The organism is Shewanella sp. SACH, assembly GCF_001887095.2.
Lineage (GTDB): Bacteria > Pseudomonadota > Gammaproteobacteria > Enterobacterales > Shewanellaceae > Shewanella > Shewanella baltica.
Window position 1 is genome coordinate 333,671 of record NZ_MPDG02000001.1, and the last position, 25,771, is coordinate 359,441.

Annotated in this window: 18 protein-coding genes; 11 read left to right on the forward strand and 7 right to left on the reverse strand. The window is 45.7% G+C overall.

The features are described 5' to 3' along the window. The first annotated feature begins 31 nt into the window (after positions 1-31). The 4 genes from BM607_RS01350 (at position 32) to rlmM (ending at position 3,282) form a co-directional block, all read left to right on the forward strand. Entirely contained in the window at positions 32-943 is a 912-nt protein-coding gene (locus BM607_RS01350) for a transcriptional regulator GcvA (protein ID WP_006080889.1), read from the forward strand. Next, positions 924-1,568, forward strand: coding sequence for an alpha/beta family hydrolase (locus BM607_RS01355; protein ID WP_071939128.1), 645 nt, complete (start codon positions 924-926; stop codon positions 1,566-1,568). The genes BM607_RS01350 and BM607_RS01355 overlap by 20 nt, the downstream gene beginning before the upstream one ends. A 58-nt stretch (positions 1,569-1,626) precedes the next feature. Further along, entirely contained in the window at positions 1,627-2,019 is a 393-nt protein-coding gene (locus BM607_RS01360) for a DUF423 domain-containing protein (protein ID WP_006080891.1), read from the forward strand. Between the two features lie 177 nt (positions 2,020-2,196). Next, positions 2,197-3,282, forward strand: a complete 1,086-nt coding sequence (gene rlmM, locus BM607_RS01365) for a 23S rRNA (cytidine(2498)-2'-O)-methyltransferase RlmM (protein WP_012088667.1) — start codon at positions 2,197-2,199, stop codon at positions 3,280-3,282. A 264-nt stretch (positions 3,283-3,546) separates the two neighbouring features. Here the strand turns inward: rlmM and BM607_RS01370 are convergent, their stop codons facing one another. Next, on the reverse strand, positions 3,547-4,554 hold the full coding sequence (locus tag BM607_RS01370; RefSeq protein WP_006080893.1) for an isocitrate dehydrogenase: 1,008 nt from the start codon (positions 4,552-4,554) through the stop codon (positions 3,547-3,549). A 254-nt stretch (positions 4,555-4,808) separates the two neighbouring features. On the opposite strand from BM607_RS01370, the gene BM607_RS01375 reads away from it, so the two are divergent. Next, positions 4,809-7,643, forward strand: coding sequence for a prolyl oligopeptidase family serine peptidase (locus tag BM607_RS01375; RefSeq protein ID WP_071939127.1), 2,835 nt, complete (start codon positions 4,809-4,811; stop codon positions 7,641-7,643). A 131-nt stretch (positions 7,644-7,774) separates the two neighbouring features. Here the strand turns inward: BM607_RS01375 and BM607_RS01380 are convergent, their stop codons facing one another. The 5 genes from BM607_RS01380 to BM607_RS01400 form a co-directional block, all read right to left on the reverse strand. Continuing rightward, complete coding sequence (locus tag BM607_RS01380) at positions 7,775-8,197, reverse strand: DUF3192 domain-containing protein (protein ID WP_006080896.1); 423 nt, start codon at positions 8,195-8,197, stop codon at positions 7,775-7,777. A 110-nt stretch (positions 8,198-8,307) separates the two neighbouring features. Continuing rightward, the gene (gene xni, locus BM607_RS01385; RefSeq protein ID WP_071939126.1) at positions 8,308-9,096 is read right to left on the reverse strand and encodes a flap endonuclease Xni; all 789 of its coding nucleotides are present in this window, start codon (positions 9,094-9,096) and stop codon (positions 8,308-8,310) included. A gap of 21 nt (positions 9,097-9,117) precedes the next feature. After that, positions 9,118-10,473 carry a nucleotide 5'-monophosphate nucleosidase PpnN gene (gene ppnN, locus BM607_RS01390; RefSeq protein WP_006080898.1) on the reverse strand — a complete coding sequence of 452 codons (1,356 nt, stop codon included), beginning with the start codon at positions 10,471-10,473 and terminating at the stop codon, positions 9,118-9,120. A gap of 56 nt (positions 10,474-10,529) precedes the next feature. Beyond that, positions 10,530-12,086, reverse strand: coding sequence for a GGDEF domain-containing protein (locus BM607_RS01395; protein ID WP_012588188.1), 1,557 nt, complete (start codon positions 12,084-12,086; stop codon positions 10,530-10,532). A 151-nt stretch (positions 12,087-12,237) separates the two neighbouring features. Further along, positions 12,238-14,400: a tetratricopeptide repeat protein gene (locus tag BM607_RS01400; RefSeq protein ID WP_071939125.1), complete on the reverse strand. Its 2,163-nt coding sequence runs from the start codon at positions 14,398-14,400 to the stop codon at positions 12,238-12,240. Between the two features lie 134 nt (positions 14,401-14,534). Here BM607_RS01400 and BM607_RS01405 point away from each other — a divergent pair, with 134 nt between their 5' ends. Next, the gene (locus BM607_RS01405; protein WP_071939124.1) at positions 14,535-16,352 is read left to right on the forward strand and encodes a PDZ domain-containing protein; all 1,818 of its coding nucleotides are present in this window, start codon (positions 14,535-14,537) and stop codon (positions 16,350-16,352) included. Positions 16,353-16,616: 264 nt separating this feature from the next. Here BM607_RS01405 and rdgC read toward each other — a convergent pair whose 3' ends face one another. After that, positions 16,617-17,531, reverse strand: coding sequence for a recombination-associated protein RdgC (gene rdgC, locus BM607_RS01410; protein WP_071939123.1), 915 nt, complete (start codon positions 17,529-17,531; stop codon positions 16,617-16,619). A 291-nt stretch (positions 17,532-17,822) separates the two neighbouring features. Here rdgC and BM607_RS01415 point away from each other — a divergent pair, with 291 nt between their 5' ends. The 5 genes from BM607_RS01415 (at position 17,823) to BM607_RS01435 (ending at position 24,934) form a co-directional block, all read left to right on the forward strand. Next, positions 17,823-18,791 carry a porin gene (locus BM607_RS01415; protein ID WP_071939122.1) on the forward strand — a complete coding sequence of 323 codons (969 nt, stop codon included), beginning with the start codon at positions 17,823-17,825 and terminating at the stop codon, positions 18,789-18,791. A gap of 186 nt (positions 18,792-18,977) precedes the next feature. Further along, a complete protein-coding gene (phoB, locus tag BM607_RS01420) occupies positions 18,978-19,667 on the forward strand; it encodes a phosphate regulon transcriptional regulator PhoB (RefSeq protein ID WP_006080904.1) in 690 nt (229 codons plus the stop codon). Between the two features lie 80 nt (positions 19,668-19,747). Beyond that, entirely contained in the window at positions 19,748-21,046 is a 1,299-nt protein-coding gene (gene phoR, locus BM607_RS01425; protein ID WP_071939121.1) for a phosphate regulon sensor histidine kinase PhoR, read from the forward strand. Positions 21,047-21,274: 228 nt separating this feature from the next. Next, a complete protein-coding gene (locus tag BM607_RS01430; RefSeq protein WP_071939120.1) occupies positions 21,275-22,246 on the forward strand; it encodes a phosphate ABC transporter substrate-binding protein PstS family protein in 972 nt (323 codons plus the stop codon). Between the two features lie 816 nt (positions 22,247-23,062). Continuing rightward, the gene (locus BM607_RS01435; RefSeq protein WP_071939119.1) at positions 23,063-24,934 is read left to right on the forward strand and encodes a M1 family metallopeptidase; all 1,872 of its coding nucleotides are present in this window, start codon (positions 23,063-23,065) and stop codon (positions 24,932-24,934) included. The last annotated feature ends 837 nt before the right edge of the window (positions 24,935-25,771 follow it).

Here is a 25,771-nt window from a genome sequence, read left to right on the forward strand (position 1 = left end):
AAACTAATTAAAAAACGAGACTGAGATCACTATGTCCAGACGATTACCACCGCTTAATGCGGTTAAAGCATTTGAGGCAGCCGCGCGGCATTTGAGCTTTACGCGCGCAGCAGAAGAATTGTTTGTTACGCAGGCTGCGGTGAGCCATCAAATAAAGGCATTAGAAGATTTCCTCGGATTAAAATTATTTCGCCGAAAGAACCGTTCTTTGCTTTTAACCGAAGAAGGGCAGAGCTACTTCCTCGACATCAAAGACATCTTTATTCAACTCGCCGATGCTACCGACCGATTACTCGCCCGCAGTGCGATTGGCTCGCTGACGGTCAGTATGTCGCCCAGTTTTGCAATTCAATGGTTAGTGCCGCGTTTGGCAAAGTTCAGTGAGAAAAATCCCGATATCGACGTGCGTATTAAAGCCGTCGATACCGAAGCGAGCTCATTAACCGATGATGTAGATGTCGCGATTTATTATGGTCTAGGCAATTGGCCTGGTCTGCGCGCCGATAAGCTCAGAAACGAAGTGCTCATTCCTGTGTGTTCGCCCATGTTGCTCAACGGTCCTAAGCCGTTGTCAAAACCGAGCGATTTAAAATATCACACGCTATTACATGATATGAATCGTCACGATTGGCAGGCGTGGTTTAGACAATGTGGGATTAACGATATTAATGTGAACCAAGGCCCCATTTTCAGTCATTCGTCCTTGGTATTGCAGGCGGCGGCCCATGGTCAAGGCGTGGCTTTAGGTTACAGCGTACTGGCGCGTCCCGATATAAAAGCGGGGCGTCTTGTGTGCCCATTCCAAGAAGTCTTGGTCAGTAAAGATGCTTACTACTTGGTTTGCCAGCAGAATCACGCTGAACTTGGTAAGGTCGTCGCGTTTCGCGAATGGATGTTAGATATGTTTGCTGAGGAGTCGCGTAGTGAGTTGTTGCCCGGATAAGCCAAGTTATGTATTAGAGGGTGGGCCTGCGAGCACAATGATTTTATTAGCCCACGGCGCGGGCGCTAACATGGACTCTGAGTTTATGCAGGCCATGTCGGCGGGGCTAGCGGCTAAGGGCTGCCAAGTGATGCGCTTTAATTTTCCCTATATGCAGGCCAATGCCGTCGATGGTAAACGGCGTCCACCGGACCGCGCGCCTAAATTGCTCGCGTGTTTTACACAGATGCTCGATATCGCTCATTCACAACCTAAGGTCGAGCGTGTCGTACTGATGGGCAAATCCATGGGCGGACGTATGGCAGCGTTATTAGCCTGCGATCCTGCATTAGCGGCGCACATCGATAGAGTCATTTGTTTAGGTTACCCCTTTGTGCCACTTAAAGGCGGCGAGCCTAGATTGGAACCTTTGAATGAATGCCAAGTCCCAGTATTAGTCGTACAGGGCGAGCGTGATAAGTTTGGTGGCAAAGAGCAGATCCCAAATTGGCCCTTGAAGGCAGAGATAGGATTGGCTTGGATAACCGACGGCGATCATAGTTTTGTCCCAAGAAAGTCGTCAGGCACCACTGAAGCCGCTAACCTTGCACGTGCCATTGATTTATCTAGCGATTTTATTGGTTAGCTTAATGTTGAGCGAATGAATGTTGAATGAGTTAAGCCCATTCCAGCAGGAGAGTTAAATGCGTAAAGGTCTATTGTTACTCGCCGCCGTGAGCGGATTTTTAGCCGTCGCCTTAGGGGCTTTTGGTGCCCATGGTTTAAAAGCAGTCGCACCACCGGATTTGATTGACGTGTTTAATCTTGGGGTGCAATACCATTTCTACCATACCTTCGCCTTAATCATGGTTGCCTTTTCGGGCCAATGGTTAACCTCACGTTTATTGGATTGGTCGGCGTATCTGTTTATTGCAGGCATAGTGTTGTTTTCTGGCTCGTTATACGGACTGGCATTGTTCGGCACTAAGTGGCTTGGCCCTGTCACGCCGATGGGCGGTGGGTGTTTCTTACTTGGCTGGTTATTATTTGCCGCTGCGGTATGGCGCCATAAAGTGATCGACGGTCACGAGTCTTAATCTCGAACGTCAATGTGAGTTAACAGGCTTAGGGCGCACCTAAGCCTTTTTTATTTCTCCAATCGCAATTCAAGGTTCCGCTGTAGGCAAATAGGGCATTTGTGGATTGAAATTGGTATACTGACGCCCAAATCGATAGTCAGCCAATGCTTTGGCTTGGATTTCTCAGGGATCCCCATGAAAAACCTATTTTTATTTTGCCGCGCAGGCTTTGAAAAAGAATGCGCTGCAGAAATCCAACAGCGAGCCGGTGAGCTCAATGTGGGTGGCTTTGTTAAGGCCAACAATAACGACGCCTATGTCGTATACCAATGTTTTGAAGATGACGCCGCAGATACGTTAGTGAAACAACTGCCTTTAGATTCGCTCATTTTCGCTCGCCAGATGTTTGCTGCCAGCGACTTGTTAGTCGACTTGCCTGAAAACGACAGAATTAGCCCAATCGTGGCGGCACTCAGTGACGTCAGCAAAGCGGGTGAAGTGCGGGTTGAAACGCCAGATACTAACGAAGCGAAAGAGCTCTCGGCTTTTTGCCGTAAGTTCACTGTGCCTTTACGCCAGCATTTGAAAAAATCTGGCAGTTTGCTCGCGCAGGAAAATCCAAAACGTCCGATTATCCACGTGTGTTTTATCGGACCCGGCCGTGCCTATGTGGGTTATTCCTACAGCAATAACAGCTCGCCACACTTTATGGGTATTCCACGTCTGAAAATGGCGGCGGATGCTCCGAGTCGTTCTAGCCTGAAACTCGATGAAGCCTTTGGTCAATTCGTGCCAAAAGAAGAGCAAGAAGAGCGTATTCGCAGTGGTATGAACTCAGTGGATTTGGGCGCTTGCCCAGGTGGCTGGACTTATCAACTGGTGCGTCGCGGCATGTTTGTGTCGGCTGTTGATAATGGTCCCATGGATGAGAAACTCATGGAAACGGGCCAAGTGAAACATTACCGTGAAGATGGTTTCCGTTTCGAGCCACAGCGCAAAAACATTTATTGGCTAGTGTGCGACATGGTTGAGAAACCAGCGCGCGTTGCCGAACTGATTGAAGCTTGGGCGATTAACGGTTGGTTTAAGGAAGCGATTTTCAACCTTAAATTACCGATGAAGAGCCGCTATAAAGAAGTCACTGCCATTCTTGAGACCATGCAGACCATTCTTAAAGAAAATGGCGTGAGCGATTTTAAAGTGCAGTGTAAGCATCTTTATCACGACCGTGATGAAGTGACTGTGCATTTATGGCTGCGTCCTAATACCGCGTGGAATTAATTCCTGCGATAACTCTGCAGTGATATTGCCGTCGTTACTCGCGTACGTTACTTAGGTACGCTAATACGGTAATCGTCACACAGATTTAAAAGATACGCAGTTTTAAAGCCATGCAGGTTTAAAAGCCAGATAACAAAAAGCCCCAAAGGAAACTTCGGGGCTTTTTCGTGTTTACTCATTTGAGTTTCAAGCGCTTACTTCTTATGAAGCTGAAGCTTGAACAAGCGCGTTATAGACTCGCCTTAAACGCGCTCAGCATTGAGATCACAGACGCTCAAGAACCGCTTGAGTGAAGTCAGTCGTGCCGTGAGTGCCGCCTAAATCGCGAGTGGTACGGTCGCCTTCTTCGATCACTGCAGATACCGCTTTACGGATTTGCTCAGCTTTGTCAGCCATGCCTAAATATTCCAGCATCTGAATAGACGCTAAAATCACTGAGGTTGGGTTTGCAAGGTTTTTACCAGCAATATCAGGTGCACTACCGTGAACGGCTTCGAAAATCGCTGCATCACGGCCAATATTTGCGCCTGGTGCCATACCTAAACCACCAACTAAACCGGCACACAGATCCGATAAAATGTCACCGAACAGGTTGGTCGTCACGATCACATCGAAGTTTTCTGGGTTCATCACTAACTTCATGCACGTTGCATCGACGATCATTTCTTCTGTCTTGATGTCTGGGTAACGTAGGCTCACTTCACGGGCCACTTTCAGGAACAGGCCTGACGTTGACTTCATGATGTTGGCTTTGTGCACGATAGTGACTTTCTTACGGTTTTCTTTGCGAGCTAGTTCGTAGGCGAAAGTGGCGATTTGCTCGGCACCTTGGCGAGTCACGATACTGGTTGCTTCTGCCGTCAAACCATCTTCAGACACTTTTTGGCCATAGCCAGAATACATGCCTTCAGTGTTTTCGCGCACAGTGATGATATCGATATTTTCGTAACGAGCTTGAGTGCCTTTGAACGAAATCACTGGGCGTACGTTAGCGTACAGGCCGAATTTTTTACGTAAAGTCACGTTGATAGAAGTAAAGCCTTCACCTACTGGCGTCGTCAGTGGACCTTTCAGTGTGATACGGTTTTTTTCGATTAATTCTAAGGTGCGCGGTGGCAGTAACTCGCCTTGCTTTTCGAGTGCAGTCAGGCCGGCATCGGCAAATTCATATTCAAAATCACAGCCCGCTTTATCGAGAATTTTTAAGGCTGAATCAATAATACTTGGGCCAATTCCATCACCTGGAATTACGGTTATCGTTCTTTTTGACATGGAGAAGTCCTTCCACGGTTCGTCGTTACTGCAATTGTCTGCCCCAGCGTTAACTGGATAGCAGGACTATGAATTTGGTATTTTTTCTGCCTATTATTTTAACCATCTTTGGTCAAACTTCACAGGAAATAGTGAGCAATATCACGATTTTTTATGTGGTATAACTTGTAAAAATACTGGGTTCTCACCATGATGGAGAGCCAATGGTTAAAAAAGTCTACTTTAGTCTAACAAATATATAAAAGAGGAAGACATTGAAGTTAATCCCTATCACATCTCTGGTGCTGTTATCCCTTGGAATATTGCCAGCAGTGCAGGCTGAAACCAGCACTAAACCGCTCACTCTCACAGACATCATGCACTTTCAATCCCTTGAAAAGCCGATTATCGCAGATAAAGGCCAAGTCATCGCGGTCGAGTCTGCGCCCGATCGCGGGGATAGTCACGTCATTGTGAAAAATGTGCTGTCGCAGCAAAGCTATCAAATTGCGGGTGGGTCAGATCCTTTAGTGAGCCACGATGGCCGCTTTGTGGCTGTGGTGGTCAAACCGAGTTTGCTCACGCGTGAAACGAGTGATGCCAAGGCGAAGAAAAAACTCAAATCTGACATGGTATTACTCGATACCCAAACGGGCACGCAAACCCGCTTTGAGCGCGTGAAGGAATTCGTGTTCAGTGATGACGGTAAGCATTTGGCAATGTGGTTTGAGGCCGATGAAGAGTCTAAAAAAGATGCTGAGCCTAAAGCCATCGAAAAACTCGCTGAAGCAGGCACACAAACTCCAGCGAAAGCGGATAAGCCAAAGGTTGATAAGTTTGACCAAGGCCGCCGTTTTACTTTGCTTAATTTAGACGGTCAAGCCCAGCGCATCGATGTTGAGCAAGTGACTGGTTATGTGTTTGATAAGGCGAGCCGCCGACTTGCGTTAGCGGTGAATGATATCGCCAATAAACAGCATAAATTGCAATTAGTGGATTTACATACCCACCAAAAAACCGTCGTTTTTGATTCGCCTAGCCAACAGGTTGGTGCGTTAGCGCTGGCTAAAAATGGTCGTTGGCTGGCGTTTACGCAGGGCAAAGATAGCGAGTTGCCCTATGGTCGCAGCTATCAGTTATCGTTGGTCGATTTGCAATCGGGTAAAATCAGCAAAACTCCTGAGTCACCTGAGTGGAAACTTAATCGCTACACAAGTTTAAGCTTCTCATTGGACAGCGAACGGCTGTTCTTCGGCCGAGTGCCAGAGGTGAGCCAGCAGCTTAGTTTGCAGAAAATCACCGAAGGAAAAGACCTGTTCGATGCCGATATTGTTACCGGACAGCGCGGGCTTAAGGTGTGGCATGGTGACGACCCACGGATTAAACCCCACGAAATCAAGCAATATGAGGATGAGCAAAAACGCACTTACCTTGCGGTATTGCATTTAGGCTCAAATAACGTGGTGCAGCTTGGCGATAAAACTGTGCCAGATGTGAGGATTTCACAACATAAGCGCTTTATGTTGGCGAGTTCAGATTTGCCCTATCGCAAGATGGCGACGTGGGCGGGCTTCTATCAAGACTATTATCTGGTCGACATTAACACTGGCAGTAAGGTGCCTTTTTTGACTCAGCAGCCGAGCGATGCCGAGCCAAGTTTGTCGGGTAATGGCAAGTATGTGGCTTATTATCAGCAAGGTAATGTGTATCTTTATGATATTTCTGAGGCCCATCGCACTAACCTGACAAGATCATTAAAGGTCAGCTTTGCCGATGAAGACCATGACTATCCATCGAGCGCGCCGGGATATGGTTTTGGCCCTTGGCTGAAAGATGACGCTGGGTTCTTGGTTTACGATAAATACGATGTCTGGCAGTTTAATACTGAATCTAAGGCAGGTTTTGCTTTAACCGCAGGTAAAGGGCGTACCCAGAAAATCCAATATCGTCTTGAGGGCTTAGTCGATAATCCCGATGAGCCGACTGAGCTTGCCTATAACGCCACTGTGTTACTCCACGGTTATAGCGATAAAACTAAGGCCGATGGCTTCTACCAAGCGACGCTCGGCGCAGCGGGCGTGAAAACGCTGATGCAAGGCGAGTATAAGTTGACTGTGTTAGGGCGCAGTAAAGACGCAGACACTATCGTGTTTTCTAAGGAGCGTTTCGACTTATTCCCCGACTTGTATACGGCTAACTATAGCGCACCGCAAAATGCGCTTAAGCAAACGGATTTAGATAAGCAACGCCAAGCGTTTAACTGGAGCAAAGCCGAGTTAGTTCACTGGACGAATGGCGATGGTAAGCCGTTAGATGGCGTGCTGATCAAGCCGACCAATTATCAAGCGGGTCAGCGCGTTCCTGTGTTGGTTTATTACTATCGCTTTATGACGGATAGACTGCATGCCTTCCCGCAAATGAACATTAACCACAGGCCTAATTTTGCTTGGTATATCAATAATGGCTATGCGGTGTTCCTACCGGATATTCGTTTTGAAATTGGTTACCCCGGCGCGAGTTCGGTGCAAGCGCTCACCTCAGGTGTGCAAAAGCTGATAGAGATGGGCATTGCCGATCCCGATGCTATTGGTCTGCAAGGTCATTCTTGGAGTGGTTATCAAACGGCGTTTGCCATCACCCAAACTAAGATGTTTAAGGCGGCGGTCGCGGGTGCGCCGGTATCGAACATGACCAGCGCCTACAGCGGTATTCGCCACGGCACGGGTATTGCGCGTCAGTTCCAGTATGAAACTGGACAGAGCCGTATTGGCGCGAGTTTGTTTGCCGCGCCACAAAAGTACATTGAAAACTCGCCAGTATTTTACGCTGACCGTATTCAAACGCCTTTGATGATCATGTTTGGTGATAAGGACGACGCAGTGCCTTGGGAACAAGGTGTTGAAATGTACTTGGCCATGCGCCGTGCGGGTAAAGATGTGGTGTTCTTACAATATGAGGATGAGCCGCATCACTTGAAAAAGTACCCGAATAAGCTCGATTACAGCATTCGCATGATGCAGTATTTCGATCATTATCTGAAGGGTAAACCCGCGCCAGAATGGCTCAGCAAAGGCGAAGCCTATGTCGAGTACAAGGCCGATGATGAATAAGTGACTGATTTAGCTTATTGCTATCGCACTGAGTGACCTAGGTATGCTGTCACTAAGACGTTCCGTTGGTTAATTATGAAAACAAAAACGCCACCGATTAGGTGGCGTTTTTATTTAGTTGTCAGTCGTATTTATTTACTGCTCAATGTCTCGTGGGCGGAAGTGAGCACAGTGTCTGTGCCCGCATCGAGGTATTGCTTATAGGTATCTTGGCCCCAAGCAATCAACTTATCATTTTCAAAAATAAGCGGGGTACATTCCTCTTTGGTCGTCACACCGTCTGATTTCTCATGGTGAGTGCGATAAAAGAGCACCTGTAACTTGGCTTCCTTGACGGCTTTTGCCTCAGAAAAGTCGGCCTTACCGAGCAATTCTTTTACTGAACCGATATTTTGCCCTAAGGTTAAATCGTTCATCTTCTGGCTGTTATAGGCCTGTCGGTCCTCCCAATTCATGTCTTCTGGCGTTGGTTCATAAACCAGTACAACCACAGCGACAAAGGCGACGTAGGCGGCAAAAATACTACCAATAATTACTGAAACTTTTGATTTCATTTATAGTTATTCCTTTACCTCATTAGATGAGTCACTTGAGCACGTCCATAAAATACGCTTTTGTTGCGCTAAGGTAAATGCGTTAATTGCAACTTTGTGTTAACAGAAGTTTAGTCTTGATTGATGGTTTTTTCAGGTGGGGAGTCAATCACGCGAAAGTCTTTCAAGTTGATATTGAGTGGTAGGTCCGTTTGTAACTGCGCCAGCTTATAACTCAGCCTCGCCATCTCTTTGCCCTCGGCGAGCTTCTTCGCTTGCTTAGCGCCTAGGTTAGATAAGGATGAGAACAAGGTCGGTAAGCTTCTAAAGGTTTTCAATAACTCGGCGGCCGACTTAGGGCCTATGCCCGCAATACCAGGAATTTTATTACCGCTGTCGCCCGCTAATGCCATCAGGTCGAGAAATTGGCTGCGCTCAACACCAAGTTTTTGTTCCAACGCCGCAATATCGAGGTACTGCTGATTAAAGTGATCCCATTGACTGATTTGGCGATGATTAAGCTGACTAAACCCTTTGTCGGTGGATACTATTATGGCTTCACCTTGCGCTTTGGCGGTTTTTATCGCCAGTGTCGCAATCACATCATCGGCCTCCGCGGCGGCATAAATAGAGCCAATGTGCATTGCGGTTAAATGGTCTTGCAGCGCAACTAAACCCTGCGCCAGTGGTTCTGGCATAGGTTTACGGCCTTTTTTGTAATCGGGATAAAGCTGTTTACGCCATGATATTTCATCACCGTCCCACACGATAGCCACATGGGTAGGGCGATGCACCCGCAGCAGTTTAGTGCACGCCGAACTGACGCGCTCTGTGAGGCTTTGCATATCTGTTTCATCGGGGATCGCCGCATAGATGCGGCGAACCAAGTTGAGACCATCGATGATTAAAAACTTGTTCATGGGGTGTCGTTGTTTCGCTCTCTATTTCACTATTTGGTAGCAAGGAATATAAGCGCTTCCGGGAAGCTTCATTCTCTGTTGTTGCACAAATGCACTCAAGAGCTTATCCATCATGTCCATGAGTTTAGGATCGCCTTTCAATTGGAAGGGACCATCGCGCTCTATGTGCTTGATTGTTTCCGACTTGACGTTACCCGCCACTATACCCGAAAACGCTTTGCGCAGGTTGGCGGCAAGCTCGGCTTTATTGGTTTGGAAGTGCAAGTCCAAGTTTGCCATCACCTCGTGGCTCGGAACAAAAGGTAACTGGAATTCAGACTCTATCTTCAGTGCCCACTGATATTGGTAAGCATCACCCGTTGAGCGGCGATAGGCTTTCACTTGCTCCATGCTTTTCTTCATGATACGCGCTACTTCAGTGGGATTATCTATGATGATTTGATACTTTTTCTGAGCTTCAGGGCCTAAGGTTGAGGCAATAAACTCATCAATCTTAATGAAGTAATCGGCGCTTTCCGTGGGGCCTGTGAGGATCAGCGGGAAAGGGGTTTCTTGGTTTTCTTCGTTGAGTAAGATACCCAAGATATAGAGCAACTCTTCCGCCGTGCCAGCACCACCTGGGAAGATAATAATGCCGTGACCTAAACGCACGAAGGCTTCGAGGCGTTTTTCTATATCGGGCAAGATCACCAGTTCATTGACGATTTGATTCGGTGGCTCGGCGGCAATAATACTCGGCTCAGTCAAACCAATATAACGGGCATTTTTAATCCTTTGTTTGGCATGACCTATGGCCGCGCCTTTCATCGGGCCTTCCATCGCGCCAGGCCCACAGCCAGTGCAAATGTCCAATTCCCTCAGGCCAAGTTGATAGCCTACCTCGCGGGTATATTGGTATTCGATGGCATTAATACTGTGCCCGCCCCAACAGACGACCACATTAGGGTCTTTCATGGGGGCAATCGCCCGCGCGTTACGCAAAATATCAAACACCACATTGGTGATATGGTGGGCGTTGGTCAGATTAATGTGTTTGAGCGAGTCGTATCTGTCGCTGATGTAAAGGATGTCGCGTAAGACTGAGAACAGATGTTCTTGAATGCCGGTGATTATTTGGCCATCGACAAAAGCTTGTTCAGGGGGATTGACCAATTCTAATTTAACACCGCGTTCCCGTTGTAGGACGTGGATGTCGAAATCATGGTATTGCTCGAATAGGGCTTTAGAGTTGTCGGTTTTTAAACCTGCGGCAAGCACTGCTAAGGAGCAGTTGCGGTACAGTTGATATAGCGTGCTTTTGGCACTTTTTTTGAGACGATCAACTTCAAGTTGCGAAAGCTGATCCATGCTGCCTTTAGGGCTGACTTTTACTATCATTTACCACTCCTTCGTCATGACAGGAGTGATTAGAGGAGGCGTATAGTGGGGCTCAATTATACGTCAATCACAACCCTGTCTCTGCTTTCATGTTTCGCTTTGTAGAGTGCTGCATCGGCGCGTTCGAAGGTCTCATGTATGAGCTCACTTCCCATAACTTGCGCAGCCCCTATAGATACTGTAACTGTAATTCTCTGATTTTTAAATTTAAATGGAATATTTTTTACTTTCTCGCGCACTCTGTTTAAAAGTTGAGCGATATCAGCAGGTGCTACATCGGGTAATAGCAGGACAAATTCTTCGCCACCATAACGGGCAACAAACTCTGTATCGCGTAGCGAGTTTTTCAATGCCATCGCAATCACCTGCAGGGTTTTGTCGCCCGTGCTGTGACCAAAGCTGTCGTTGATAGTTTTGAAGTGGTCGATATCGGCAACCGCCACCCACAGAGGAGATTTATGCCGTTGATAGTTACGGTATTCAAGCTCCATGCGCTCTTCTAACGCGGCACGGTTAGGTAACTGAGTTAAGCTGTCGAGCAAGTTGAGTTTTTGCTGTTCAAACAAACGCTCTTTGTAGGTGTTCGCCTCATTACTTAATTCATTAAGCTCTTTGCGCATTGTCTCCATCGACTTACGCAGTAAGGCTTGTTCTCTTTGCTCTAAGGCTTCTTTACGGGCCAATGCTGAACGAATGGAGTTAAGTTGCTCAGTCAATTGGGCTTTAAGATCGACAATATCTTCCACATCGATAATGATTTCACCGGCGTTATCGACGCGGGTGTTGATCTCACGATTCAACTGGGTCTTGAGTTGAAAACTGCGTTGATTGTGGTTGTAAGATTCACTGACCACTTCACGCACTGCGGCTAAGGCATCGTTGAGGGCAAACAAAAATTCTTGCGATGCCGATTTCTCGCGGGCGATGTTATCAAGTAATAACGCTAAAATGGTTTGGTAGGCTTCGAGCAAGCTGTCTACTTCAATCTCAGAAGAGAGCACTTCTTTGATCACTAAGACTTGGTCACGCTGATCTTTACGAAACTCGATTTCCGAAATCATCTGCGCCAGCTCATGGGCTAGCTGTCTGTGTTTTGGCAAGACATCGAGTTTTTCAGATTCGTTAAATTGTAGCTGTAATATGGTTTCGTAGAAGCCGATGATTTGCTTAACTTTAGGAATATATTCCCAAACCGTGTGGAAAGGTTTAGCCAGATCTTGTTTGAAGTAATTGACTTCTTTTTTGAGCTTTTCAGGTGCAGAGTTAACGCGTTGGATCTGACGGATCACCTGTGACAAACCCGCACGACTCTCTTCGAGTTGTACCATCACATGGTGATATTGGCCTTTTAACAGGCGCTCGACATCGACTAATTCTGGCAATGCCTCATCGACTCGCTCAAACGTATTTAAGTTATGGCGAAGTTTGGCGAGTTTATTATCTAGCTCAAGATTTTGCCCTTTACAGGCGAGGCTTAAGTGACCAATAAATTGCAGTAATGTCTGTAACTTTGCGTTTCTGTCTTCATTGACTTCATCGAGGGCTAGTTTGGCCGAATGAAGTTTCTGTTGCAGCAAGGCAAGTTGTGAAACGGTAGCGCTCGAATCCTTCATCCTGAGTGTTGTCCTAACTCTGCAAGGCTAAAAAACATGACGATCCTATGTCCAGATTAGCTGTTAACTCATATGATACTAATGTTATAACACTGGGCGTAGAGTGCAAATGCGATTTACCTATGACTCTGTGATTAATTGCTGATATTGATCAAATATTTTCCAGTAATTGCCTATCTTGGTTATTTTCCCAGCAAGGCCAGCGAACATCCTCTTTATTTCCGTTGGTATCTAATCTGATTAACCCGCGCTCAATGCCTTTTTCAAGGTGTAAAAATAACGGATTGGCAAATAAGCTTAGAGGGACAAAGTCGAGTGCTCTGAGGGCGACAAAATAATCGTTATTGCCCTCTAAACTGCGGGCACAGGCGAGCGCCATCTGCACGGTTTCGAACTTTAATTTCGCGGCCATTTTGATTTCTGATTTCGCTAACAGTGGCAAGTTGGCAAAACCAAGACGGAAATGATGGACGATGTGCTGTTGGTCGAGTTTTTGGCGTATCTGGCTGAGCACGTGCGTTGGTTCAACGGCTTGGGTGAAACGCACTGCAAATACCCCTTGGCGTATCACATACACAGGTGCTGCGAGCGCATCTGTTAGATGAGTGGCCAGTTGCGCCGTGACTGCATCACTAAAATATTGGCCATAGTCGAGGTCGGTTGTGAGCTGGGCGGGGAAGGCGATAATCCCTAGGGCAGTCGTCGACGCTTGAGTTTGATTATAGCTTAAGTGCGCTAATAGCGCCGCATAGCCTAAGTTATGGGTGAAGGGTTCCTGTAGGCTCAATTGAGTTAATGTGGCGTTTATTGCCGAGATTTTGCGGCGATGATGCAACATATACGCAATCACCAGCAGCAAGAGTCCGGCAATCAGGCAGCAGATGAGCAGTAGCGTGTGGGTGCTGTGGCTTTCCTTCACTGTCTCGGCAAGTTTTCCCTGAACCATGTTGAGCTCAAGTTTGAGCTGTTGTTCCGCTAGTGCTGAGGTCGACACTGGGGAGTCTTTCTCTTTCTCTGCAAGGGTGTTACCTAGCTCTATGATACGGGTTTGGGCATCGATGGTTTTGGTTAATTCCCCTAATTTTTGCGACGCCGAGGCAATCAGTGTGAGCGCGGCTTTTTGTTCATGGACAAGTTTTAAGTCGATAGCCAATGCCAATGCGATGTCGGCATGGGTCATCATCAACGGCCAATCTTGGTTAGTTTGCGCGATTTCGCCAATTAAGAGTTCGTTATAAACCTGATAATGATGGCTTTGTTTTTCTTTGAATATTTGATTGGCCATCAGTAAATATTTTAGGGCGTTAACATTGTCATTAATATTTGAGTAGGCTTGACCAAGATTGTGGAAATTAAGGCCTTGGGCAATATAGTTACCGCGTTTGGCATCTAATTGCTGGGCATTAAGGTAGTAATCAATCGCTTTATTCCAATCCCCTTGTTCGCCATAGACCATAGCGATCACTGTCATACAGCTTGAAAGATAGGTGTCATTGCCCATCTTTTTAAAACCGGCCGCGGCTTCGTGGGCATTTTTAAGGGCTTCATCCCACTGCTTTAAATCGCGATATACCTTAGAAAGTTGTAATTGCAGATTGGTTTTCATCGCTGGGTAATTAGAGCGATTGGAGATCCGAATCGCTTCACTGTAATGCTGCAATGATTTGGTGAGCTGCTGATTAAAATTGTAATAGAACCCCAGTCTTGCTTCAGCCGCCGCGATTAAGTAATCGTTTCTGAGCTTATAAGCAATGTCGCGGTATGTATGGAAGTGCATCAACGCCGGTACTTCTTGGCGGATCAATAAATGTAAGCCGCCTAAGTGCTCATGAATATTGTGCTTAAGAATCAATGCTTCGATGTCATAACTGTCGTTAATGCGGGTGAGCGCTTCATTATATAGGCCAATCGCTTCTTGATATTTCTGTTCGGTACGGCCAAGGTAACGACCATTCAACATGGCGACCATAGCAAGTTCGTAGGGCGATTGCGCCGCAGTAGATAAGAGTTCAATCAAGCTTTTTGCGTCTTGAAAACCGACCTTAGTTTTCACGTTCGGCTCCATATTCAGCCGAGTCAGCAGATACAAAATCTGTTCAAATTCGATTGGGCTGTAGCCTTGTTCTTGGGCTGCACGCTCAAATTGGTCACGGTTTTGGAACGCAAGGGGGAAGGAAATGGATTTGTTGAGTACATCATACATTTGCTGTGGCGATTCTCTTAACTCCACCTCATCAGCTTCGAGATCTCGGCTTTGAACGCTAAAAGGTAGTGACAGCAACAAAGTAAATAAAATAACCGTGAGTTTTTGCATTTGAACTGTGATTCCTCATTCCTTAAGTCAAGGAACTTATTTTGTTAGCTTTTGTTAGCGCCTAATGAGGATGCTACATCGACTTGTTATACTTGGAAAAATCATAAGAAGCATAATAACAGAAGGAAGCAAGAGTGAAACCCAACAGATTATCAATCTTGATATTAAGTGCATTATTTTCTGGCCAAGTATTGGCCGAGGTGAAATATCAAATCGACCTCGTTAAACCCGAGCATCATATCGCTCAAGTGAATGTGACTTTTCCTGAAGTGAAGACCAGCGATTTTACGGTCAATCTGCCAGTGTGGCGTACGGGTAAATATCAAGTATTGCCTTTGGCCGATGGCGTGCGTTTATTTAGCGCCAAAGACAATCAAGGTCATGAACTCCCATGGAAACGTACGGCGAGCGGTGAATGGCAAGTCGCGCTCACGCAGCCAACTAGCGTAACGGTTAGTTATCAGTTGTATGCCAATGAATTAGGCCAAAGGGTTCGCCATATTGATGCGAGCCACGCGTATTTAGATGCCAGCGGCGTGTTCATGTATAGCCCGCAATTTCGCTCTGAGCCTGTATCGGTTCAATTGAACGTTCCTGAAACGTGGCAAAGTTACTCGGGTATGGCTTCAGGCACGCCAGCGCATTCTTTTATCGCGCAAAATTACGATGTGTTAATTGATTCCCCTATCGAAACCGGTGTGAGCACCCATAAGCAATTTAGTGCTAATGGCAAAAACTATGAGTTAGTATTTTGGGGTGAAGGTAACTATGACGCCGATAAAGTCGTTAAGGATTTAACGGCATTAAGTGGTCAAGCAAAGGCGATTTGGGATGATTATCCTTTTGATCGTTATGTGTATATGGTGCATGCCACCAGCGGCGCCAGTGGCGCGACAGAACATTTAAATTCTACGGTTATCCAACTGCCGCGTTTTAGTTTCCGTGAGCGCAAGGATTACCTACGCTTTATTAGCACAGCATCCCATGAGTTTATCCATACCTGGAACGTAAAGGCCTATCGTCCTGCGGGACTTGTGCCCTATGATTATCAGCATGAAAACATGACGGAATTACTGTGGATGGCCGAAGGCTCTACCAGTTATTTTCAAGGCCAGTTACTGCTGCGTGCTGGGGTGATGACGCCTAAAGAATTCCTCGAAGACTTAGCTAAACGCGTTGAGAAAAACCAACTCAACCCTGGGCGTGAAACTCAATCTGTTGCCGAGGCGAGTGCAGGAGAGTGGAGCAGCACGGGCGGCGATTATGCGATTAATCACAGTGTGAATATCTATTCTGAGGGTTACTTAACTTCCTTAGCGTTAGATTTCTCGCTGCTGCAAGATACGAAACTCAAGCATTCATACCGTGATGTGCATCGCCGTTTATATCAAGATCACCGAGTGCCAAAGGGCTATGGGGTTAGTGATGTGCAGCATATCCTTAAGGATTTATCCGGCAAAGATTATGCGCCTTGGTGGCAGGCAAACGTGAATAGCCCGATGAGCTTAGATTTCCCTGCACTGTTATCGCAGGCTGGGTTAGCACTGTCCTATGGCAAAGATTCAAAAGTCGAGGCATTTGCCGGCATGACGTTAAGCAGCGCCCATGGCTCTTTAGTGTTAGACCAAGTGCTGCGTAATGGCCCTGCGTGGCAAGCGGGTATCGTCGCGGGGGATGAAGTATTAGCGATTAATGGTCTTAAGGTGACGGCTGCGGGGTTTGATAAGCGCATCAACGACTTTAAGACTGGTGATAGCATTGAAGTGACATTATTCAGCAACGATAAAATCAAACAAGTTAAGCTCACCCTTGGGGAGCAGCAAAGCGGTAAGTTAGTGCTCAAGGGCGATGCGAAAGCGACTAAGCAACAGAAAGCCTTTTTCAAGGCTTGGCTAGGCATTGATTGGCCGTTTAATAATAAAGGCGAGCTAGTGTCTAAAGCCAATGACTAAAATTAGTGATTAAAGTGAGTGACTAATGTTAGTGACTAATGTTAGCCCTAAAGCTAGTGCCCCAAATTAGTGACTAAAGCTAATGACTCAATCAAATGGCATTCGGCTTGCGATTAAGCCGAATGCCTTAAATTTAGGCGTTTGATTGATACAAAAAAGGCGCCCACTCATTTAGAGGGGGCGCCTTTTGTTATTCTGTATTTCAACTCATTCATACGATAATACGAGTGAGTCGCAGATTTGGCTTACCTAACTCGCTGAGGCTTAAACTTGCGCGTCTTCGAGTCCACCTAGTGCTGCCACGAGTGCATGCATCAAGGCGACCAATTCGCTGCCCATTAAGGCAAAGTCTGCATCTAAACGTGCCATAGGGTCATCAGTGCCCACTTCATCGTTACCCGCTCTAAATTCTTCTGAGAATTTAAGGCGTTTAACGCTGGCATCCGATTGCAATAATAGTGCAATCGATTGGCCGAAATGCAGTGCTAACTTGTGGACTTGCTTGCCTGTTGCGAGGTGAGCTAAGACTTCGTCTTCTTTTAAATCCTGTTGCTTGAAACGTACAATGCCGCCTTCATCCGCTTCGGATTTAAGTTCAGCTTCATCTTGCATTTCAAAAGGTAATGGCGCGCTGCCAAGTTTTAACCATTCGGTTAAATTGGATTCGACTGGCGCTTTAAAGCTCAATGGGATCACTGGCAAACTACCGAGCGCTTTACGTAATAACGCTAACAGCTCTTCGGCTTTAGTGGCACTTGAACTGTCGACAAGGATCATTTCCAGCTCTGGCAAAATCAAAGCATGGGTTTGGCTGCGGCGTGAAAAAGCGCGTGGCAGTAGGCTAGTAATGATTTCATCTTTTAGCGCATCTTTTTCTTTTTTCGCCATCTTACGATTTTCTTCATCTTCAATGAGGGCGACTTTTTCTTCTAAGGCTTCTTTGATGACTTGGCCTGGGAGAATTTTCTCTTCTTTAGTTACACAGATCAGATGGCGATTGTCGGCACTGTGTACCAAGGAGCTGCCTTTCTTGCCTAGCGCATTGGAAAAACCAAATTTACTGACATCTTGGCTTGAGCACGGAGAGAAGGTGAAATCGGCCAACGCAGTTTCTAGCGCTTCGGTTTCGACGGCAAAAGGTTTATTGAAACGATAAAGAGTAAGATTTTTAAACCACATAAGAGGCGCTCATTGAAAATTAAAGTGGCAGTTTACGGCATAGTTTGGGCGGGGTAAACCTGTGTTCGATAGCTAATTTCTAGCGGCGGATCAGAATTCATTAAACTGTAACATAAGAATTGGCTCAGCTGCAGGCCGCATTGTTACTGGGTTTGTTGCCAAGCTCAGCGTCAGTTTTTTTACCTCGCGCACTAAACGGTCACAATTGAAATAAAACTGAAACACATTCATTGCACACTTTCGGTCGTTCCAAACCAATAACCAAGACGAACATAACGTCGAAAGGATTAAATGATGAACGTTTTTTGTAAAACTCTACTTGCTTCTGCGCTAGCTTCTGCAACTCTGGCTTCAGCTTATGCCGCTGAGCCACTGACTGTTTATGGTAAGTTGAATGTCACTGCTCAATCAAATGATGAGAAAGGTGATGCTACAACAACTATTCAAAGTAATGCTTCTCGTTTTGGTGTGAAGGGTAATTTCGAACTGTCTAGCTCGCTGGAAGCTTTCTACACAGTGGAATATCAAGTTGATACAGGTGCAGCATCAAGCGATAACTTTACTGCACGTAACCAATTTGTTGGTTTGAAAGGTGCATTTGGTTCGTTCTCTGTGGGTCGTAATGATACCTTGTTGAAAATTTCTCAAGGTGATGTTGATCAGTTTAACGACCTTTCAGGTGACTTAGGTAAGCTGTTCAAGGGTGAAGTTCGCGCTGCTCAAACGGCGACTTACCTTACGCCTTCCTTTGGTGATTTTGTATTCGGTGTTACCTATGTTGCCGAAGGAAATGATGTAAAAGGTCAATTTGCTCAAGATGGTTTTAGCTTAGCGGCCATGTATGGTGATGCGAAACTGAAGAAAACACCCGTTTATGCATCTCTTGCTTATGACTCAGATGTGTCTGGATATGAGATTGTTCGTGCCAGCTTACAAGCTAAGTTAGCCGGTATTAAACTGGGTGGTATGTACCAGCAACAAGAGCAAACCTATAAATATGATTCTGCAACGTCGATGCCAGTTGAAGTCACTGCAGAAAGTGCTAACGGCTATCTATTAAGCGCTGCCTATGATATCGATGCTGTTACTTTAAAAGCTCAGTTCCAAGATATGGAAGAACTTGGTGATTCATGGTCGGTAGGTGCAGACTACAGCTTAGGTAAGCCAACTAAACTATTCGCTTTCTACACCAATCGTTCGTTAGAAGCGTCTACAGATGATGACAAATACATTGGTGTTGGCTTAGAACACAAATTCTAAATCCAGTATTAAGATTCAATTAAGGAGGCATATTGCCTCCTTTTTTATTGCTATAAACAAACAGTTATATAAACTTATTATGACAAATATTACGACTATATGGCTCAAACGGCGTGCTAATTCATAAATCTGTAATAAAAATGACTAATAATAGCCGTGTTGACATTCACTGACAGAAAATCACTTATGACTGCAAGGATATTGATAGTAGAAGACGAGTTAGCTATCCGCGAGATGCTGACTTTTGTAATGGAACAGCATGGGTTTACGACCTCTGCGGCGGAAGATTTTGATTCGGCCATTGCGCTGCTAAAGGAGCCTTACCCCGATCTGATTTTATTGGATTGGATGTTTCCTGGCGGAAGTGGTATTCAATTGGCGAAACGCTTGAAGCAAGATGAGTTCACGCGCCAAATTCCGATCATCATGTTAACTGCCCGCGGTGAAGAGGAAGATAAAGTCAAAGGTCTCGAAGTCGGCGCCGATGATTACATCACTAAACCTTTCTCCCCTAAAGAACTTGTCGCACGTATTAAGGCCGTATTGCGTCGCAGTGCACCGACTCGTTTAGAAGAAACCATTGATGTGCAGGGCTTAATGCTCGATCCTGTGAGCCACAGGGTGAGCGTAGGCGATACTGTATTAGATATGGGCCCAACCGAATTTCGTTTATTACACTTTTTCATGACCCACCCAGAACGTGTCTACAGCCGCGAACAGCTGCTCGACAATGTGTGGGGAACCAATGTGTATGTTGAAGACAGAACCGTTGACGTGCATATCAGACGCCTTCGTAAAGCCGTTGAAGAGTCTGGTCACGATCGCTTGATCCAAACGGTTCGTGGCGCAGGTTATCGTTTCTCTACACGCATTTAGTGCCGAATAAGTGTTAGGCACAAGTTAGCTTTTAGGCTATCTTGTGCTCCTCTTATTTAGCCTGATGTTTGGGTTTATTTATGTCTGACTCTTATTCAGGGTACCGGTTGTTTACGCGCTTAGCCTTATATCTACTGCTTTGCGCGCTAATAGGTTTATTGGTAGGGAAACTTCTCTGGATACTCTTTTTCGGCATGCTAGGGCTGGTTTGCTGGCATTACCGACAATTATCACGGCTTAACTTTTGGTTATGGCGCGATAGAAAACTCACGCCGCCGCAGGGCAGTGGGAGTTGGGAAGGGGTGTTTAACGGCATATATCGCCTCCAAGGTAAGAATCGTCGACGTGTCGGTCAATTGGCCGCATTGCTGGCGCGATTCCGCCAAGGTGCAGAAGCGTTACCCGATGCCGCTGTGGTGCTCGATTCAGAGCATAATATTTTATGGTGCAACAAGTTAGCGCAGCTTATTCTCGGCTTTGTTTGGCCGCAGGATAATGGCCAGCGTATTGATAACTTGATCCGCCATCCTGATTTTTCCGCTTATATTAAATCTGCACAATACAAAGAGCCGCTGGAGTTACCTTCGCCGGTATCGGATAGGCGTTTGCTTGAGATCCGTATCATGGCCTACGGTGACAGGCAGCTACTGTTAATTGCGCGGGATATCACCCGTATACGTCAGCTCGAGGGCATGCGTAAAGAGTTTGTCGCGAATGTGTCACATGAGCTGAAAACGCCGCTCACTGTGTTGCAGGGTTATCTCGAAATGATGCAAAGCATGGCTGAGCCCGATTCGATGAACGTCAAGCCGCTGGCTTTAATGCAGCAGCAGACGCGGCGAATGCAATCTATGGTCGAACAGCTATTGATGTTATCGCGAATTGAAGATGCGGCTGATATTAACCTCGAAAACACTGTGAACATGACGCAGTTGATGGAAGTGCTCAAGGAGGAAGCTAAAGCGCTGGCACAAGATAGATACGAGCTGAGCTTTTATTGCGAACCTGGGCTTGATTCCCACGGTAATGAATTACAGCTAAGAAGTGCTTGTTCAAACTTGATTTCTAACGCGATTCGTTACACTGAACCCGGCGGTAAAATCACAGTGCAGTGGCGCAGTATGGCAACGGGAGCTATCTTTAGCGTAACGGATACGGGCGAAGGCATTGCACCTCAGCACATAGGTCGATTAACTGAACGTTTTTATCGGGTAGACAGTGCGCGCTCAAGGCAAACCGGTGGTAGTGGTCTAGGTCTTGCGATAGTAAAACATGCGCTTAACCATCATCACAGTGAGCTTAAAATCAGCAGTGAAGTGGGTAAAGGCAGTACGTTTAGCTTTGTTATTCCTTTACATCTTATCGAGCGTAAGAAGTAAATTGCTTAAGTGAAATATTCGCAATTAATAATGAAAACAGGCCATTATGGCCTGTTTTTGTTTCTAGGTTCAGAGAGTTCATTATTAGTGACAGAAAAAAGCGATAAATAACGCATTGTCATCTAAGTGTCACATCACAGACATAGAATTGTCATTGTAGCGATTGATACTGGCTGCGTCTGAAGAAACTTAAGTTACAAATTAGTTAGCTTACTACTGGAGCACATAATGAAACTGAAAAAGCTTGTCGGCGCGATTACCCTAACAGCCGCTGGTGTATTCTCTGCAACTGCGATGGCATCGATTGATCAATCTCTGCCAACTTATGAAAAAGCGAGTGGCGTGTCAGGCAACTTATCATCTGTAGGTTCAGATACGTTAGCCAACATGATGACACTTTGGGCCGAAGAATTTAAACATATGTACCCTAACGTCAACATCCAAATCCAAGCGGCGGGTTCTTCTACTGCGCCACCAGCGTTGACTGAAGGCACTTCACAGTTCGGCCCTATGAGCCGCAAGATGAAGCCTAATGAAGTTGAAGCGTTCGAAAAACATTATGGTTATAAGCCAACTGAAATTCGCGTAGCTATCGATGCTTTAGCAGTATTCGTACACAAAGATAACCCAATCAAAGGCTTAAGCGTTGAACAAGTTGATGGTATTTTCTCTTCTACTCACAAATGTGGTAGCAGCGACATCCAACGTTGGGGCGAGCTGGGCTTAGATGGCAACTGGTCAGCTAAAGACGTTCAACTTTACGGTCGTAACTCTGTATCTGGTACTTACGGTTACTTTAAAGAGCACGCACTGTGTAAAGGTGACTTTAAAGCGAACGTGAACGAGCAACCCGGTTCTGCATCTGTAGTGCAATCAGTTTCCCAATCTCTGAACGCGATTGGTTACTCAGGTATCGGTTACAAAACTGCTGGTGTTAAAGCGGTAGCGATTGCTAAGAAAGGCGAAGAGTTTATCGAAGCAACTGCAGAAAACGCAGCTAACGGTACTTACCCGTTATCACGTTACTTATATGTTTACGTGAATAAGCAACCAAACAAAGACTTAGCACCAATGGAAAAAGAATTCATCCGTTATGTGCTGTCTAAGCAGGGTCAGCAAGTGGTTGAAAAAGATGGTTATGTTACAATTCCAAAAAGTGTTGTAGCGAAAGATTTAGAAAAATTGGGTATCCGCTTGTAAGCCAAACGGCTTGTTAATCAAGGACTTCCTCGGAGGTCCTTTTTTGTTTCTGGGGTTTTATCTGGGCGATGATGTTTGGTTATTCTATCTGGTAGATTGCCAAATAAATGCATAAAAAAAGCAACCTAAATAGGTTGCTGTAAATTCCAATTCGGAATCTTGGGACGGTCGCGCTAGAAACCATCTAAAGGAGAATGATGATGAACGAAGAAACTCATTACAAAGATTCGGTTCATAATATCTGACTCAGCATCCTTAAATTAGTTCAGAGAAAGTGCGAAATATTTTAAATAATTTTGCACTTTGTTTTATAAGAAGCGCGAGCCTCGATTTTTTCTCAGTTTCTTCAGTTTGCTCGTCGCTATTGGCGCTATTGGCGCTATTGGCCGTCGCAACGGGCAAATCTTGCATCACGAAAGAAAACCGATTGCAGTTCTGTGATCGCCGCCAAAGATGAACTGTTACAAAAAACTTGCCTATAACGTGCCGATAAGCTGACTTAAAGCTCAGTTACGATTTGCCTCTGAGCAAATGTGCAGTCGATAATAACGACTAGCAATCCGTGATGAGTTATGACAGTGGCAAGTTATGACTGTGTAGTTATAACAGCGGCAAGTCATGAAGCGCTGCACCACAGCAGTGCGCCACACGGCATACAACTCACGATTAAGTATTCAAACTTACCCTATACATTAAGAGCCAGAGCTTAGAGGGCTAGCGCCCAAAGCCCAAAGCCCAAAGCCCAAAGCCCAAAGCCCAAAGCCCTGAACCCAGAGCCCAGAGCCCAGAGCTCAGAACTTGAATATCGAGGCGACAGTGTTACAACCAACTAAGAGTACGCTAGCGGATGCAACGACTTGGGATTTAACCCGAGATTACCATTCTTTTGCTAATACCGAACAAGTGCAAGTGAGACATGTCTCTTTGGATTTAGTGGTGGATTTTGACGCGCAGCGTCTTTTCGGTAAAGCGACGCTGTCCTTGAATTACCTTGAGCCGGATGTAACTGAGCTTTGGCTCGATAGTCGCGATTTAACCATACTCGCGGTTACTTCTGTGAATGCTGCAGATAGCGTCAATGCCACTGATACAGTGAGTTTTTTAACAGAAGCGAATGAGGAGCCGCTCGATTTTGTGCTGAGTGAAGCCAATACCATTCTCGGGCAAAAATTATGTATCAGTTTACCAACGTCACCTTGCAAACAGGTTTGTATTCACTATCAGACCTCTCCCGTCGCCCAAGGATTACAGTGGCTAGCACCTGAGCAAACTGCGGGTAAACAGTTACCTTATCTCTTTAGCCAATCGCAACCGATCAATGCCCGCAGCTGGATCCCACTACAGGACACGCCTAAGGCGAGAGTGACCTTTGATGCTAAAGTGCAAGTGCCCAAAGGCATGCGCGCAGTGATGAGTGCGATGAATCATCCCGACACACCGCTTAATGGTGTGTTTCACTTCGAGATGGAACGACCTATCCCGACCCATTTAATGGCGCTGGCCGTCGGTGATATTGCCTTTCAAGCGATAGGCCCAAGATGCGGGGTTTATACTGAGCCGAGTATGCTGGTCGCCGCCGCAAAAGAGTTTGAAGATACCGAATATATGCTCGACGTTGCCGAGTCATTGTTAGGTCCTTATGTGTGGGGCCGTTATGACATGATTATCTTGCCGCCAAGTTTCCCTTTTGGCGGGATGGAAAATCCGCGGTTAGCCTTTTTAACGCCCACACTCATCGCCGGCGATAAAAGCTTAGTGTCAACCGTTGCCCATGAGTTAGCGCATTCGTGGACGGGCAATTTAGTCAGTAATGCAACCTGGCGAGATCTCTGGTTAAACGAAGGTTTTACGACTTACTTTACTAACCGTATCGTGGAAGCGGTTTACGGCAAAGAGCAGGCAGAGTTGGAGTGGGTGATAGAGTTTGGTCGCTTAACAGAAGAAATGGCGTCTTTGCCTAAGGATAAACAAACCTTGCCCGCCAATGTGCAACAGGGCGATCCCAACCTTGCCTTTAATCGTTTTACTTATGATAAAGCCTCGATGTTTGTCCATGATCTTGAGCGCAGGCTAGGGCGAGTGGCGTTCGATAAATTTTTACGCAACTATGTGGATCATTTTGCCTTTAAAGCGATTACCACCGAAGTGTTTGTCGAATACGCGCAGCAAACTTTACTGCCATTACACTCAGATAAGATTACCGAAGCCGAGCTGTTAACGTGGATTTATGGCGAAGGTTTACCCGAGGGATATTGCGGACCAACATCCATGAGTTTAGATAAAGTCGATGATGCGCTGGCGAGTTTTTTACAGGGAACGGCCGCGAGCCAATTAAGCGTGAAAGATTGGCGAGTACATCATTGGCAGTATTTTCTGACCCAATTACCTGAAGTTGTCAGCCAAGTGCAACTGATGGATCTGGACGAAACGTTCCGATTCACTCAATCGACTAATGCGGAAATTGCCTGTGATTGGTTTAGGGTGGCGATTCGCAATCATTACGACCCTGTGTTGCCGGCTTTAAGTGCTTATTTAGTGCGTATTGGCCGCGGTAAATTTGTGCGGCCACTTTATGCTGAGCTGCAAATCGCGGGGTATCATACTGAATTAAAAGATATCTATACAAAGGCTCGCGCAGGCTATCACCCTTCGATTCAAGTTCAATTGGACAAGTCACTAATATTATAGATATTTAGGCGATTATAGAGATTTAGGTGCGTATAGAAATTTAGGCAAAAAAAATGGCAACCTAAGGTTGCCACAAGGAAATCAGTGCGGGATACAAATAGAATTCAGTGCGCTAGCGTGTTTTCTATTGTGTCCCAAAAGGGAGATGATGATGAACGACCAACTAATTAGACTCAATGCGATAAAACAGAAACTGTGTCATTTGAGTGAATGAAACTGCTACTTCACATATTTCATTCTCAAGGTGCATTTAATCTTATCCGTTAATCCTTACCTATACTCAGAGTCGCCATTTTTAATTAAGTTCACCGATATCAGAAAAAAATCTCAAAAAGTTTAAAAAGATTTTATGGGGTATTTTTCTGGGAAATATTGAGCGCTCACACTTAAGTGCTACATTTGTTTTACATTATAATCATAGCGATAAAAATTCAACGCGTGTCAGCTTATTAATCTATGAGCTAGCGTTAGCGCTTGTTGAAATTTGAGCAAAAAAAATGGCAACCTAAGGTTGCCACAAGGAAATCAGTGCGGGATACAAGTAGAATTCAGTGCGCTAGCGTGTTTTCTATTGTGTCCCAAAAGGGAGATGATGATGAACGACCAACTAATTAGACTCAATGCGATAAAACAGAAACTGTGTCATTTGAGTAGATGAAACTGCAATTCACATATTTCATTCTCAAGGTGCATTTAATCTTATCCGTTAATCCTTACCTATACTCAGAGTCGCCATTTTTAATTAAGTTCATCGATATCGCAAAAAAATCCTAAAAAGTTTAAAAAAGAATTTCTGAGAGATAGAAAGCAGTTGAAATGAAGCATTACATTTATTTG